Genomic DNA, 15,412 nt, shown 5'->3' on the forward strand with positions numbered 1-15,412 from the left:
GCGGTGCTGACGGACAGGGGAGGGGCGTGTCTTCCCCGGTTCCGGTCGCACAGGCGCAGTGGTAGGCCCGGGTGGGCGGTGGACCCCGGGGGGATATGTCACAAGGGCTCGAGGCGTACAGGCTCGTTCCGGGCATCTTGCTCGCGAAGAAGTACCGCCTGAACCGCAGGATCGGCCAGGGCGCGATGGGCGTCGTCTGGGCCGCGACCAACGAGATCACGGGGCGCGAGGTGGCGATCAAGCTGATCGCCCGGCCCGACCCTTCGCTGCGCAAGCGGCTCCTCCGAGAGGCGCAGTCGTGCGGCGCGCTGCAGCACCCGAACATCGTCGACGTGATCGACGTCACCCACACCGAGAGCGGCGAGCCGTGCCTCATCATGGAGCTCCTGGTCGGCGACAGCGTCGCGGAGCTGCTCGAGGCGAGGCGCCGGCTCGACGAGCCGCTCGCCGCCCGGATCGCGCACGACGTGGCCGGCGCGCTCGGCGCGGCGCACGCCGTGCAGATCGTGCACCGCGATCTGAAGCCGGCGAACATCTTCGTGCACCGGCCGCCGGACGCGGACGGCTTCGTGGTCAAGGTGCTCGATTTCGGGGTGGCGAAGAACCTCGCGGTCGCGCGCGGCGTGTCGTCGACGATGGACGCCGCGGTCGGGTCGCCGTTCTACATGAGCCCGGAGCAAGTGCGCGCCGACGGGGACGTCGATGCGCGGGCGGATCTGTGGGCGCTCGGCGTGGTGCTGTTCGAGATGCTCACCGGCGTGCGGCCGTTCCAGGGCGAGGGGCCGCAGCTGCTGTCGCAGATCCTGTCGGGGGAGATCCCGAAGGTGTCGCGGTACCTGCGGCGCGTGGACGAGCGGCTCGTGAGGATCGTCGACCGATGCCTGCGCAGGGAGCGGGCGGAGCGGTTCGCGGCGGCGGAGGAGGTGGCGCGGGAGCTGACGGAGGTGATGCTGTCGGCGGGAGCGCGCGGGGCGGCGGCGCAAACGGCGGGGGCACCGATTGAGGTGAGCGCGGCCGCGGCGGAGGTGGGCGCGGGCGCGGGCGCGGGCGCGGGCGCGGAATGGGGGGAGTCGCCGACGCGCACCGCGGCGCACGCGGGGGCGGGCTGGAGGGAGTCGCCGACGCGCACCGCGACGCACGCGAGAGAAGGAGAGCGCACGGCGCCGCTGTCGAGGAGGGCGTCGGAGCAGGAGACGGCGGTGGTCCCGGAGCGAGGGCAGGGGAGGGCGCCGACCCCGGACGAGCTCGCGACGACGGTGCCGGTGAAGCCGGTGGGGCAACCGCAACGGGGTGGGGCGCAGGCGGCGGCGCAGGCGGCGCAGGCGGCGCAGGCAGCGCGGGCGGCGCAGGCGGCGCACGCAGCGCAGGCGGCGCAGGCAGCGCAGGCGGCGCAGGCGGGGAGCCCGGCGGGTGGGGCGGGCGGCAGGGCGCCCGCGGCAGGGGCCGAGCCGATGGTGACGCATCGCGGGACGCTCGTGATGCGAGGACAGGCTGCCGCGGCACACCAGCAAGCGGCGGAGATGGCGCGGGCGATGGCCCTGGCGCAACGAGCCCACGTGGAGCGCGCGAGCGCGCGGCCTGTCGCCACGGAGCGAGAGGGCGTCAAGGCGGGGCGGAGGCGTGGGAAGCGCACGGCCGTGGCGGTGACGATCGCGGTGGGGCTGATCGTTGGCGTGCTTGCCGCAGCGTGGATTGTCGGCTGGGGAAAGGCGTCGGATGCACCTGCGGAAGAGGACGCAGGGCGCGCGCCGCGCGTGGGCATGGGCGCGGTGGAGGTGGCTCCGCCGGCCGCGATGCAGGCCGCGGCGGTAGGGGCGCCTGCAGAGGTGGCACCGTCGAAGGAGCCGGCGGTGATGGGGGATCGTGTGAATGCCTCGGGGTCCGCGAAGGCAGGTCCCACGGACGGCATTGCGGGCGGCAAGGGAAACCTTGCGCCGGGAACGGCCGAGGCGGTCAAGGCAGGAGCGGGGCAGGGGGAACGACCGCCGCGCGCAGCGGAGACGATGGGGACGGCGAGTGGGCGCACGCCGACGTCGGGCGCGGCGTCGGCTCAGCAGAAGAAGCCGCCGGCAGCGAAGAAGGATGACGTCTACGAGGAGCTGTTCGGCGCGCCGGCGGGTGCGGCTCCCGGGGCGTCGCCAGCCGTCGAGAAGCCCGCTCCGGAGAAGAAGCTCTCTGCGCCGAACCGGCCGTTCGACTGAGACAGCTGGCCAGCTGCCTTGACGCCGATCCTCGCGACCCGCGCCCTCGAGCTCGCTCCGATGCGCGCCCTCGCTCACCCGTGCCCTCGCGGTCGCCGTGCACGTCGCGCGCGGCCTGCTCGACGCGCGCGCGATCGGCTACGCTGCGCCGGCGCAGGAGGCGCCCTGGCCCATGCAGCTTGATTCAGGCGCGATCATCGCCGGCAAGTACCGCCTGGAGCACCCGCTCTCGGCCGGCGGCATGGGCTCGGTGTGGGTGGCGCAGCACGTCCAGCTCGGAACACACGTGGCCGTGAAGTTCATGGGGACGGCCTACGCCGGCGCGCCGGCGTTCCGCGCGCGCTTCGAGCGCGAGGCGCGCGCGGCGGCGCACCTCCGGAGCCCGCACGTGGTGCAGGTGCACGACTTCGGCTTCGAGCAGGGCGTGCCGTACCTCGTGATGGAGCTCCTGCGCGGGGAGGACCTCAGCAAGCGGCTCTCGCGGGTGCGGCGGCTCCCGCTGGCGGAGACGCAGCGGCTGCTCGTGCAGGCCGGCAAGGCGTTGCGGAGCGTGCATGAAGCCGGGCTCGTCCACCGGGACCTGAAGCCGGCGAACCTGTTCCTGGCGCGGGTCGACGGCGAGGACGAGGACCTGCTCAAGCTGATCGACTTCGGGATCGCCAAGGAGACGGCGCCGAAGCTCGTGACGGAGGCGTCGACGACCGGCGAGGTGATGGGGTCGCCGCACTACATGAGCCCGGAGCAGCTCCGGGCCGACCGCGACATCGACGCGCGCAGCGATCTCTGGGCGATGGGGGTGATCCTGTTCCGGATGGTCACGGGGTACCTGCCGTTCCCGGGCGACGTGCTGGCGCAGGTGATGACGAAGATCCTGGTGGAGCCCATCCCGTCGGCGAGGCAGCTCGCGCCGGATTTGCCGGCGGCGATCGACGCGTTCTTCGCGCGGGCGCTGGCGCGAGAGAGGGCGCACCGGTTCCAGAACGTGCGCGAGATGGTCGAGGAGTTCGGGCGGGCGAGCGGGGTGACGGCGGTGTTCTCGTCGTCGGGGGTGGGCGGGTCGAGCCCGTTCGGGTGGGCGGCGGCGGGAGGGCCGGGTGTGACGGGGGCGGTGGGGGGCGCGGTGGCGGCGGGGACGGCGGGCGTCGCGGCGGCGGGGACGGGGGCACCCGGTGGGTACGGGGGGTACGGGGGGCCTTCGTATCCGGCGGCACCTGCGCAGGTTCCGGTCGGCGGGGACGGCAAGACGGCCGTGGGGCCGGAGCCGTCGCCGGGCACGCTGACCGACGCGGTTCACGTGGCGGGGCCGTCGCGGCAGCGCTCGCGAGGGGCGAGGGCGGCCTGGATTGCCGCGGGGAGCGTGGGGATCGCCGCGGTGGGGCTGGGGCTGGGTGTGATGCTGCGGCGCATGATGGAGGCGCCCGGGGAGCCGGGGGGCGAGGCGAGCGTGGCGGCGGAGGCGAACCCAGGCGCGACGGCGTCGGCCGAGGCGGCGGGGGAAGGGACGCAGGCGGCTGCGGCGACGAAGGTGGAGGCGCCTGCGGCCACGAGCATAGCGGCGACGGGGACCGGGACGGGGGCGGCGATCGCGCCGGTGCCGGAGGTGGCGCCGGGGGCGCCGGGGGACACCGCTGCAGCGGCGAGCGCCTTGCCGGAGCGAGCGCAGCCGGCTCCGGCACCCTCGCCCGGGACGAGCAGCGCACGGCCTTCCCCGGGAGAGACGCCGACCGCGGCGCCGACGCCGCGCCAGGAGGAGCCACGGACGACGCCCGAGAGGCCGCGTATGGCACCCTCCGCGGGCAGAGGGGCGCCGCCGGGGAGCACAGGTCCTGCCCGGGGAGACTCGAAGAATCAGCCGGACTGGGGATTTTGAGGCCGAGATCGCGGTGCGTGAGCCGGTGGCTGGAGGCGAGGGGTGGTGCCGCCGCGCGTAAGGTGCCGTAACGGGAATGTCAAGGGGCCACCTCGAAAAATCGATGCTGGACATCGAAAAACCGATGTAGGGCATCGAAAAATCGAAGTGGGACATCGAAAAACCGATATGCGGCTGCCAAGAACCGATGTGCAACCTCGAAAAACCGAGCTCGGACTGCGCTCGGTCGATGGCGGACGTCGAGAGAGCGAGGGGTCACCGCCGCCGAGGGCCGTCGATCCTCCGCGCGCGGCAGGAGGGCATCCAGGGCGGGCGGGCCCCGTCGTGCGTCCGCTGCACGGCTTGATGCAAGCATTGCAGGGGGGCACTCGGGCGCCGGGTTGGCCGTTCCAGGCGTTGAGACGGGCGGCACGGCGGCTGGGCGGGCGGGATCAACACTTGAGATGCGCTGCGGGGCCGGCGAGTTGGCCGTGACACGCGCTGAAATCGTCGGCTGAGCGGCCAAGGTGGCCGATTCATGTGTTGCGACGGGCGCGGCGGTGGGGCAGCGGTGCGCCTCAACGCTGGTAAAGCGGCACCGGCGCGTCGGGCGACCGGCGCGTTCCGCCGGCGTGGCGGGTGGGCATCGGCGGTGGCCGGCACGGCCGGTAGCGTGACCGGGAGGAGCAGACGAGGCGGAGATGTGGGCGGGCATTCATGGCTGCGAGGCGCATCGGGGCGGCTCAGTCGAAGCCCAGCACGTTCATCGCGACTCCATCCGCGCCGCGGCGGTCGGGGGTGCCGCCTGTGCCGCCGCGGCCAGCGTTGCCGCGGAAGATGGTGGCGCCCGCGGTGGGCGGCTGCTGGCCGAGGAAGGCGATGCCGAGGGAATGGCCGCCCTGACCGCCGCCGCCTTTGCCACCGGCGCCACCATCGCCGCCCATGCCGCCGGGGCAGCCGGCGGATAGACCGTCGGAACCGGACGGAACCGTCCCGCCCGGGCCTCCTGCGCCTCCCGCGCCACCCTGCTGTCCGTCGCCGCCGTCGCCACCATCGCCGCCGTCGGCGGCCCCGAGGACTACGTTGGTAAAAGAAAACATGGCATTGATGCTGATCAGCGCGATGCTGGCGCCTCCCGGGAGGCCACCTCGGCCGCCCGCGCCGGCGCAGCCGCCGGCCCCGCCGGAGCCGCCGCCTGCGCCGGCGCGGTTAGTGATGTTGCCCGGACACCTGCGGGTACTGGTCGACGTTGCGCCCCGCTCGCCGCCGCCGCCGCCGCCACCCTGTCCCGGCATCCCACGGCCGCCGTCCATGCCAGGGGCACCCGCATAGCCGGCCGCGGAGATGGCACCGCGGCCCGTGGCGTCCACGCCGGGCATGCCCGGGCCGCGGCTGCTGCCTGGGTCGCCAGGAGTGCAGAGAGTTACAACGCCCGTCGGGTGACCTGCGCCGCCATTGGGCTCGTCGCCGATAGCGGTGAGGAGAGGTTCCCCATTTGCACCATTGTAGCCTTCGGACATCGAGCCAGTGCCGCCCCTGCCACCGCGCGAATCGTCGTTCGGGTCACCGGGTGTGTCGCAATCGCTAACCACGGCGCCCCCGCCTGCCACATCAGCTTCGTTCGGCAGGGAGCAGGCGTTGCCCCCCGCCTGCCCTGCCGCGGCCACCCCGGGACGGCCTGGAGGAGGTGCTCCGCTCGCTCCGGGTGCTGCATTTCCCGCTTCGAGCACGCACCGGACGAGCTCCACGTCCGTGTTGAGCGCGATGGCCGCGATCGACGAAACCGTCGCGTTGGTTCCCTGCATGCCCGGCTGCGCCGTGACGTGCACGTCTTCAATGTGTACGACTCCCGAATCCCCATGCATCGTCAGCGGGATCTTTCCCGGCGCTGCCGTCAGGGTGGTCTTCGTCGTACCGCCGATCCATGCCCAGCCATCGCCGCAGTCGAGTCCGCCGTAGACCGTGACGCCGCTCGGCACGTCGACCGCTTCGTTGAACTCCTCGCCGTCGCCGGCGCACGCGTAGACGCGACCGGTCTTCTGCTGGGCGAGAGCAATGGCCGCCTGGAGCGACTTGAGCGGCGCATCCTTTGTTCCTGAGCCCTCGGCGCTGCCACGACCTGCCGACACGAACACGCCGCACGTCTCGTCCGCAGTCCAGTCCTGCTCAGCGCTGGGCACACATTGCACTATCGTCGGCCCTCCTCCTGCGCTGCCTGTCCCGCCTGAGCCGCCTGTTCCTCCTGCGCCTCCCGTCCCTCCCGCGCCAGATGCCCCTGTGCTTCCCGCGCCGCCCGTTTCCCCCGAGCCATTTGCCCCCGCCTCGCCGTCTCCGCACTGACGCAGCTCGTTGCAATCGGGTCGGAGGCAGCTCGCCGCCTGCACTGCGGCGACGATCGACGCCACGGCCAGCGCCGAAGCTCCGTGTGTTGCGAGCCGCATCGCCCTCTTGGTCTCTCGGTTCATGGGTTCCTCGACTCGGCTCAGAAAGACCCGCCAGCGACGATCCCTCCTCCGCCGAGCGTCACCAGTGGCAAGACGCGCATCTGCTTCCGCGACTCGCTCGGCGGGGGCGCAAGCCAGTAGTAGCCGAGTGTTCCAAGCGCGGCCGCGCCCCCGCTGACGAAGCCCCATAACGCCAGGTTGCTGAACAGGTACTGGTCGTCGACCCGCGCGCTCAGCTCGTCGCACTGCCGTACCAGGCTGGGCTCCGCGGGACTCGAGCAGCTCCCAGGTCCGTGGCCGATGGAATCGACCTCGTTCCCCTGCCGTTCTGCATCGCCCGCTTTGCTGTTGGCGACCAGCGTGAACGCAATCCCCGCGAGCACAGCGGCGCCGGCCGTGATTCCGCCGCCGACGAGCACGGCCCTCCGCGTATCGGTCCCCGAGGGCGCAGCTGGTCGGTCCGTAACCGGCGCTGCTGCGGGTGGGGGCGTGAGATCGAGGGTCACCTGCTCTCTCGCCCCTTCCTTCAGTTGGATCGTCCTCGTCACCGGGGTGTGGCCTGGTACGACCGCGACCAGCGTGTAGTTGCCAGGATCGCGCTCCACGGGCAGCGCCGGGTCGATGCGTTGCCCGTCCAGCGTCAGCGCCACGGCGGACGTCGACGCGCCCGTGACGGTGACCTCGAGGGACGGGATGCGCGGAGCGAGCGCGGCGAGCTCGACCTTCGCGTCGGCCTGGGCCTGCTGGTATGCGCGCGGGGCGCTGGCGGCCAGCGGCTCGTCGACGATGCGCTGATAGAACGAGCGCGCCTCGATCAGGCGACCGAGCCGCTCGCAGGAGCGCGCGGCCTGGTACAGGAGCGAAGGGGCGTGCACCAGGGCCTCGGCGTCGCGAAAGGCAGCGAGCGCCTCCTCGTAACGGCCGGCCTGGAAGTGTTCCCAGCCCTGGCCGGCGAGGGCTCGGGCCGCCGCCTTGGCCTGCTCGGTCGGCTGGGCTGGCTGGGCGACGGCCATGGCCGGCGCGGCCGGGAGTGCGAGCGCGAGGAGCAGAGCGAGGCGGAGATGTGGGTGGGGGCTCATGGCTGCGGGGCGCATCGGGGCGGCTCAGTCGAAGCCCAGCACGTTCATCGCGACTCCATCCGCGCCGCGGCGGTCGGGGGTGCCGCCTGTGCCGCCGCGGCCAGCGGTGCCGCGGAAGATGGTGGCGCCCGCGGTGGGCGGCTGCTGGCCGAGGAAGGCGATGCCGAGGGAATGGCCGCCCTGACCGCCGCCGCCTTTGCCACCGGCGCCACCATCGCCGCCCCTGCCACCGGGGCAGCCGGCGGATAGACCGTCGGAACCGGACGGAACCGCCCCGCCCGGGCCTCCTTCGCCTCCCGTGCCACCCTGCTGTCCGTCGCCGCCGTCGCCGCCATCGCCGCCGTCGGCGGCCCCGAGGACTACGTTGGTAAAAGAAAACATGGCATTGATGCTGATCAGCGCGATGCTGGCGCCTCCCGGGAGGCCACCTCGGCCGCCCGCGCCACCGCAGCCGCCGGCCCCGCCGGAGCCGCCGCCTGCGCCGGCGCGGTTAATCATGTTGCCCGGACACCTGCGGGTACTGGTCGACGTTGCGCCCCGCTCGCCGCCGCCGCCGCCACCACCCTGTCCCGGCATCGCACGGCCGCCGTCCATGCCAGGGGCACCCGCATAGCCGGCCTCGGAGATGGCACCGCGGCCCGTGGCGTCCACGCCGGGCATGCCCGGGCCGCGGCTGCTGCCAGGGTCGCCAGGAGTGCAGAGAGTTACAAGGCCCGTCGGGTGACCTGCGCCGCCATTGGGCTCGTCGCCAATTGCGGTGAGGAGAGGTTCCCCATTTGCACCACTGTAGCCTTCGGACATCGAGCCATTGCCACCCCTGCCACCGCGCGAATCGTCACCCGAGTCGGGTGTGTCGCAATCGTTCACCACGGCGCCCCCGCCCGCCACGTCAGCTTCGTTCGACTGGGAGCAGGCGTTACCCCCCGCCTGCCCTGCCGGGGCCACCCCGAGACGGCCTGGAGGAGGTGCGCCGTTCGCTCCGGGCGCTGCATTTCCCGCTTCGAGCAAGCACCGGACGAGCTCCACGTTCGTGTTGAGCGCGATGGCCGCGATCGACGAGACCGTCGCGTTGGTTCCCTGCATGCCCGGCTGCGCCGTGACGTGCACGTCTTCAATGTGTACGACCCCCGAATCCCCGTGCATCGTCAGCGGGATCTTTCCCGACTCTGCCGTCAGGGTGGTCTTCGTCGTACCGCCGATCCATGCCCAGCCATCGCCGCAGTCGAGTCCGCCGTAGACCGTGACGCCGCTCGGCACGTCGACCGCTTCGTTGAACCCCTCGCCGTCGCCGGCGCAGGCGTACACGCGACCGGTCTTCTGCTGGGCGAGAGCAATGGCCGCCTGGAGCGATTTGAGCGGTGCATCCTTTGTTCCTGAGCCCCCGGCGCTGCCGCGAACTGCCGATACGAACACGCCGCACGTCTCGTCCGCAGTCCAGTCTTGCCCAGCGCTGGGCACGCATTGCACTATCGCCGGCCCTCCTCCTGCGCCGCCTGTCCCTCCTGTGCCGTCTGTTCCTCCTGCGCCGCCTGTTCCTCCTGCGCCTCCCGCCCCCCCCGCGCCAGATCCCCCTGTGCTTCCCGCGCCGCCCGTTCCTCCCGTACTCCCCGCAGTGTCGGGGCATTCTAGGGGTTTGTCCTCGCAACGATCATGGTACGGGAACGGGAAGCAGCCGGCCATTTCGAGGCTGGCAGCTGCCGTGGTTCCAAGGACGAGCAACGCGGCGGTACGAGCAATCCGAGGCATCATCCCTTCTCCATCGTTCCTTGGGGCGCCGTCATCAGAACGTCCCGCCGACCGAGAGCCCCATATCGTTGGCTCCTACCAGGGGCATTACTTGCACACGGGCCTCGGGCCCCGAAGAGCTGCTCACGACGCCATAGAGCAGCGTCCCGAGACCGACCGCCCCGGCGCCCACGAAGCTCCAGAACGCCACGTTGCTGTAGCGCGTGCTCTCGTCCAGCGTACTGCTCTGCTTGCTACAGTCGTCGGGTCCAGGCTTGGACAAGCACCTGTTCTGACCTTCAGCGGTCAGCTTGCTCTTCAGATCCTCAGCCTCACCGGCCCTGCTGTTGGCCAGCACCGTGAAGAGCACGCCCGCCGCAGCGCCGACCCCGGTCGCGACGCCACCCCCGACGAGGATCGCCGTCCTCCTGCCGTTCCGCGAGCCCGTGGGCGGAACACTCGGGACAGGGGCGGGACGCTCCGCTGCGACCTCTGCCTTTCGCTGCAGCTGGAGGACCACCGTGTCCGTGCCGCCCGCCGCTGCCGCGACCGGACGCGCCTGCGGCTCGTACCCGTCGAGCTTCGCGCCGATCTCGTGCTGGCCCGGATCGAGGAACACGGGGTCCGCGAGCGGCGCCTGCCCGACGGTCGTCCCGTCGACCGTCACCTCGGCCCCGTCCGGCGCGACCTGCACGGTGACGGCCGCGACCTTCGCCCGCGCTTCCTGCAGCGACGCCTCCGCGAGCTGCCGCTCCTTGACCTTCGTCGCGGGGGCCTCGCGGAGGTACCGCGTGAGGTACTCGGCGGCGTCGCGGGGCTTGCCCACCTTGAGGCAGGCCACGCCCAGGTTCGAGGCGATCTGGTAGTGCGGCTTGAGGCTCCACGCCGCGAGGAACGCCGCGTGCGCGTCGGCCCACTTCCCCGCCTTGGCCGCCTTCACCCCGTCCTCGAAAAGCTGGCGCGCCCTGTCCGTCAGCGCGTCGCTCTCCTGGGCCTCGGCCCGAGGGGCCGCCGGCTGCGCGCCGGCAACGGGGGCCAGCAGGGCCATCGCTACGCTCAAGGTCCACAGCAGCGGGCGCTTCGTCGTCATGAGGATCCGGCGTTGCTCCAGGGAGCTGGGGTTCGGGGAGATGGCGGCGGCACCGCGGCCACCTTGGGGCTCCAAGATACCGCGTCCGGGCGGTTCTGAACGTTTTTGTGGTCCCGGTGTACCCGGGAGGGCGGCGGCGGCGCGGCGGCAGCGTGCCAGCAGGGCCCACGTCAGGTTCCACGTCGTCCTTGCGTCGCGTCACGCCACGGCGCGCGGCGGCTCTCGCCGCGGCTCGCCGTCACGTCCGGCTCGGCCCGCGGTCTCGAGGGCGGAGCGGCGCGCGTCCGGAGTCCCGCAGGCGGCTGCCCTCCTCGAGCAGCGTCCCCATTCCGGTTTGGCTCGTCTCGGCGGCGGTCGCGTGCGGGGGCTGGCGGGTTGCGGAGGCCGCGGAGGGGGAGCTCGCGCGGGCCGGAGCCATGAACTTGAGGGCGACCGGCGTGCCGAGCGAGAGGCGGCGCGTGAACCAGACCGAGCCTACGCCGCCGCGGGAGAGCGGGTGGTCGAGGCGATACTCGCCCGGGAGGACCGAGTCGGCGCCGAGGTGCAGGAGGGGGGCGAGGGCGCGAGGGGCGGGAGCAGCCTGGCGGATGCGAGGGCGGGAGGAGCGGCGGCGAGGGAGTAGGGGCGATTTGGGCGAGGGCGCTTGTGAGCGGTCGGGGGAGGGTGGGAGGCGGTAAGGTGTCCCGTCGGGTCGGATTCGCGGCGGGAGCCGTTTCTACTGCGGCGGGAGCCGTTTCTGCTGCGGCAGGAGCCGCTTCGTCTGGTGTGGAGGGCGATGAGAGCCGTCGCTGGGGACCGCAATCGCTGCGATCGGGCATGCGGAGCTCGAAAACCGTCCTTGGAGGCTTGATGGCGCCCGCTCGGCGTTCTCCGAACGCGGATGGCGCACCGGGCGCTCGCTTCTCGTCCGCGGGGAGGGTGAGATGCGTCACGGCGCCAAGCAAGCGAGCGGGGAGGTTAAAATCACCCGCGGAGCAGCGGACGCCGGTCACGACGGAGCTGAGCGTCGGGCTAGGACGGGCAAGATGTCTCGTCGCCAAAAGGCAAGCATGCTTGGGCGTAGCCGTCCTTGCCTGGTGCGCCGTTCTTCGTTGGGTCCGGGTCAGTGCCCGCTCCCGGGGCGCCAGCACCCTTGTTGCCGGGGGTGAAGGGATGCGGGGTTTTCAACTGCAATGAGCCTCCACGGATGGCGACGCCGAGCGAGTGACCGCCATGGCCACCGCCGCCTGGACCACCTTTGCCGCCCGGACCGCCGTACCCACCCGCGCAGCCGCGCCTGACATCGTCATCTGTACGGGCCCCAGGTTCGCCACCTTTGCCCCCCTCTCCACCGCGCTGACCTTCTCCTCCGGCGCTGCCGTCTCCAGCGTGGCCAGCAACGAGAGCCACTCCGTCGAGGATGACGTCAGCATCGACAGCAATGATCGCGATGCTCGACCCCCCGGCGTGTCCCCCGAGGCCGCCTTGACCCCCGCAGCCCCCGCTGCCACCTGAGCCGCCACTGGCGCCAACCACTAGAAACTCGGTGCTGCCCCCGCAGGTCGCATATCCCCCTCTGGCGCCGCCACCGCCGCCCCCACCTTGGCCGGGCTTACCGGTGCCACCGCGCTCTGCGAGCGACCCGGTGTAGCCAGTCGCGTCGATGGCACCCAGGCCTTTCGATTCAACGGCTGGGTCGCCCGGGAGACCTGGTGCTCCGTCTGCACCAGGGGTGCAGGGTTGCCCAGCCATTTCGCCGTCGCCGCCGGCTCCGTCAGCTGGTTGTGATGCTGGCGCATTTCCAGACTCTCCGCCGCTGCCATCAAAGCGTACGACAACTCCGTTGCTCTCACTGACGTTACCTCCGTTTCCCCCTTTCCCTCCTACTGACTGCCCGTCCGTGCATGAGTTGATTGGACCCGCTGGTCCAGGGTGGGTGAGTCCTGGTGTGCAAGCCGCGATGCCCGGATTCCCCTCCGTGCCGTCGAGCGTCGGATCCTCCGGGATAGGGCTGGGGCTCACCCGCGCTCCGCTTGTCGCGTTGCCGGCCTGGAGCGTGCCGTTGACGACGGTGACCTCGCCCCCATTCGCCAGCAGCGCGATCGACGAGTTCCCCGGGGAGTTTTCGTCCGCGGCGCTGGCGTCTGCGGCGACGACATTGAGATTTTCGAGCCGGTTCTCACCACCGTTCAGCGTGAGCGCGATGGCGTCGGCCGGTCCTTGGAGTGTTGCCTGCGCGTCTGGTGACCAGACCCAGTTCCCATCGCAGTCCGTGAATCCGGCGTAAATCTCAACTCCATCGCTGAAGACCACCCCGGTGCCCTCGGTGTACATCTCGCCGCACGCATACACCCGCTTCGTATTCTTCGCGGCCGCCTCGGCGAAGCTCTGGAGCGGCCGTGCCTTGCTGCCGTCCCCGCCGGCGGCCGCGCTCGCGCGCACGAAGACGCCACACTGATCGACGAGTGCGCTGGAATCCCCTGCTGGTGGCGGAGCACACTGCGGGAGAGGGCCGCTGCTGGTGGTGCTTGAAATGCTGCCCATGCCAAGCTCGTTGGTGTCCGGAGGCCCCGAGCACCCCAGCGTGTGACACATGCTCATCAGACCGAGCGCCACGAGCGTTCCGGCCGTCGGCCACCTCACCTGGACCTTCACCATCAGCTTCGCCTCCAGCGATTCTGAAAACAAGCGAAGTCGTCTGTGTTGTCTCACCATGCACCCGTGAACACGACGCCGTTGCTCGTCGGACCGACATGCGGGATCAACAGGGCATGTGTCGTCGCCTTGGCTGACGTGGGTGCCGTCCAGTAGTAGAGGAGCGTCGCGGCCCCGATCGCTGCGGCGCCACCGAAGCAACCCCACGCGACCTTCGTGTAGGTCCACGCATCCTCCCGCATGCGCAGGAGGGCCTTGCAGTCCGCCGCGTTCTGTCCACCTGCGCACGCGAGCGGACCATCTTTCTTCTTCAGATATGCGTGCGTGTCGTCCGCATCGTTCTCGTTCTTCATCGACACGATCCCGAACACCATCCCGCCACCGGCCGCCACACCCGCCAGGGCTATGCCGGTATACAGCAGCGGTTTGCTGGGCGGGCCGGCGTCGTGCGGCTGAGCGCTGCGCTGACGGTCCACCATGGCAGCGCGTGTTGGTTCCGCCGACGCTGGATCCATGGGGAGTGACGCGGCGTCAAGAACGACCTGCTCCCGCGCAGCTTCGGCGAGGTGGATCGTCCTGGTCACGGATCGGCGGCCCGGCATCGCTGCGATCAACACATGGTCGCCAGGGTCTCGCTCGACGAACGACGAGGGCTCGAGGCTCGCTCCGTCGAGCGTCAGCGTCACGGATCTGATCGCCGCGCCGCTCACGACGACGCTCACCCCAGGGATGCGCGGTGCCAGCACGGCCAGATCCTCCCTGGCGCTCGCCTGGGCCTGCACGAACGCTGGTGGTGCGCTCGCGGCGAGCTTCTCCTCGAGGATGCGCCGGTACACCGCTCGTGCGTCAAGAAGGCGGCCCAGCTTGTCGTACGTGCGCGCCATCATGAGCAGGAACGTCGGCGCGTGGACCTTCGCCTCCGCTTCCGTGAAGGACTTGAGCGCATCCTCGTAGCGTTCCGCCGAGTAGAGCCTCCAGCCCTCATCGGCGAGCAAACGAGCGGCGGCCTTGGCCTGCGCTGTCGGCTCCTTGTCGTCCGCGGTGGCTGGAGCTGAAACGAGCACGCCCAGCAACAACGCACTTATCACCAGGCATCGATGACGCATCGTTCCTCCGCTCCAAGGCTTCCCAGATGAAGCGCGTGCCGCCTGTGCGGGGCGCTGTGACGGCTGGGTCGTAAACACGTCGAGGAGGCTGTGGACTGCGCTCGCCCCAGACGTGGTCCTGTCGAGGTCCGTGACGCACGATCGACCGTCATCACCGAAGGCCCAGGCGGACCGCGTTGTCAGAGCGGAGCCTGAGGGAGCGGCGGTCGGGTATGCACACGAGATGCCCCGTGGGATCTCCATGGTGGGAAGTCGCCGACTATACTTGCCTTAGGAATCACCTCATGACCCTATTGAGATTTATCCGCTTGAGGTTACTCGCCCGGCTGAGAGTCGGCTTAGGGAGAGCAAGATGTCTCGTCGTCAAAGTTCAGGCATTCTTGGTCGTAGCCGTCCTTGCCTGGTGCACCATTCTTCGTCGGGTCCGGGTCAGTGCCCGCTCCCGGGGCTCCAGCACCTTTGTTGCCCGGGGTGAAGCCACCCGGGTTTTTGAACTGCAACGAGCCCCCGCGGATAGCGACGCCAAGCGAGTGACCGCCGTGGCCACCGCCGCCTGGACCACCTTTGCCGCCCGGACCGCCGTACCCACCCGCGCAGCCGCGCCTGACATCGTCATCTGCGCGGGCCCCAGGTTCGCCACCTTCGCCCCCCTCTCCACCGGGCTGACCTTCTCCTCCGGCGCTGCCGTCTCCAGCGTTGCCAGCAAGGAGAGTTACTCCGTCGAGGATGACCTCAGCATCGACAGCAATCATCGCGATGCTCGAGCCTCCGGCATGTCCCCCGAGGCCGCCTTGGCCCCCGCAGCCCCCGCTGCCACCTGAACCGCCGCTAGCGCCAGGCACTAGAATCTCGTCACTGCCCCCGCAGGTCGCATATCCCCCTCTGGCGCCGCCACCGCCGCCTCCACCTTGACCGGGCTTGCCGGTGGCACCGCGCTTTGCGAGCGCTCCGGTGTAGCCAGTCGCATCGATGCTGCCCAGGCCTTCCGATCCAACGGCTGGGTCACCCGGGAAACCTGGTGCTCCGTCCGCACCAGCGGTGCAGAGGCCATTCATCGTTTCGCCGGGGCCACCTGCTCCTTGAGCTGGTTGTGATCCTTGCGGATCTCCAGACCCGCCGCGACTGCCATCTGAGCGCATGACAATTCCGTTACTCTCACTGACGGTACCTCCGTTTCCCCCTTTCCCTCCTGCCGACTGTCCGTCCGTGCATGCGTTGATTGGACCAGCTGGTCCGGGGTGGGTGAGTCCTGCTGCGCAAGCCGCCGTGCCCGGGTTCCCCTCC

Annotated in this window: 9 protein-coding genes; 4 read left to right on the forward strand and 5 right to left on the reverse strand. The window is 71.0% G+C overall.

Features of this window, described 5'->3' with window-relative positions:
- The first annotated feature begins 95 nt into the window (after nt 1-95).
- Nucleotides 96-2,201 (forward strand): protein kinase domain-containing protein, encoded by a 2,106-nt coding sequence (locus WMF43_RS10235; protein ID WP_437679310.1) that lies wholly within the window; start codon nt 96-98, stop codon nt 2,199-2,201.
- Nucleotides 2,202-2,373: 172 nt separating this feature from the next.
- The gene (locus WMF43_RS10240) at nt 2,374-4,071 is read left to right on the forward strand and encodes a protein kinase domain-containing protein (RefSeq protein WP_437679311.1); all 1,698 of its coding nucleotides are present in this window, start codon (nt 2,374-2,376) and stop codon (nt 4,069-4,071) included.
- Nucleotides 4,072-4,793: 722 nt separating this feature from the next.
- On the opposite strand, the gene WMF43_RS10245 is transcribed toward WMF43_RS10240, so the two are convergent.
- The 4 genes from WMF43_RS10245 to WMF43_RS10260 form a co-directional block, all read right to left on the reverse strand.
- Nucleotides 4,794-6,230, reverse strand: coding sequence for a PGRS family protein (locus tag WMF43_RS10245; RefSeq protein ID WP_437679312.1), 1,437 nt, complete (start codon nt 6,228-6,230; stop codon nt 4,794-4,796).
- A 302-nt stretch (nt 6,231-6,532) separates the two neighbouring features.
- Complete coding sequence (locus tag WMF43_RS10250) at nt 6,533-7,573, reverse strand: tetratricopeptide repeat protein (protein WP_437679313.1); 1,041 nt, start codon at nt 7,571-7,573, stop codon at nt 6,533-6,535.
- A gap of 24 nt (nt 7,574-7,597) precedes the next feature.
- The gene (locus WMF43_RS10255; protein WP_437679314.1) at nt 7,598-8,986 is read right to left on the reverse strand and encodes a PGRS family protein; all 1,389 of its coding nucleotides are present in this window, start codon (nt 8,984-8,986) and stop codon (nt 7,598-7,600) included.
- A gap of 367 nt (nt 8,987-9,353) precedes the next feature.
- Entirely contained in the window at nt 9,354-10,388 is a 1,035-nt protein-coding gene (locus WMF43_RS10260) for a PEGA domain-containing protein (RefSeq protein ID WP_437679316.1), read from the reverse strand.
- A gap of 1,212 nt (nt 10,389-11,600) precedes the next feature.
- Between WMF43_RS10260 and WMF43_RS10265 the strand changes: the two genes are divergently transcribed.
- Nucleotides 11,601-11,882, forward strand: coding sequence for a hypothetical protein (locus WMF43_RS10265; protein ID WP_437679318.1), 282 nt, complete (start codon nt 11,601-11,603; stop codon nt 11,880-11,882).
- Nucleotides 11,883-13,075: 1,193 nt separating this feature from the next.
- Here WMF43_RS10265 and WMF43_RS10270 read toward each other — a convergent pair.
- Nucleotides 13,076-14,128 (reverse strand): hypothetical protein, encoded by a 1,053-nt coding sequence (locus WMF43_RS10270; RefSeq protein ID WP_437679320.1) that lies wholly within the window; start codon nt 14,126-14,128, stop codon nt 13,076-13,078.
- Nucleotides 14,129-14,508: 380 nt separating this feature from the next.
- Between WMF43_RS10270 and WMF43_RS10275 the strand changes: the two genes are divergently transcribed.
- The gene (locus WMF43_RS10275) at nt 14,509-14,949 is read left to right on the forward strand and encodes a hypothetical protein (RefSeq protein WP_437679322.1); all 441 of its coding nucleotides are present in this window, start codon (nt 14,509-14,511) and stop codon (nt 14,947-14,949) included.
- Nucleotides 14,950-15,412 lie beyond the last annotated feature (463 nt).

The organism is Sorangium sp. So ce131, from assembly GCF_051519095.1.
In the GTDB taxonomy this organism is placed as follows: domain Bacteria; phylum Myxococcota_A; class Polyangia; order Polyangiales; family Polyangiaceae; genus Sorangium.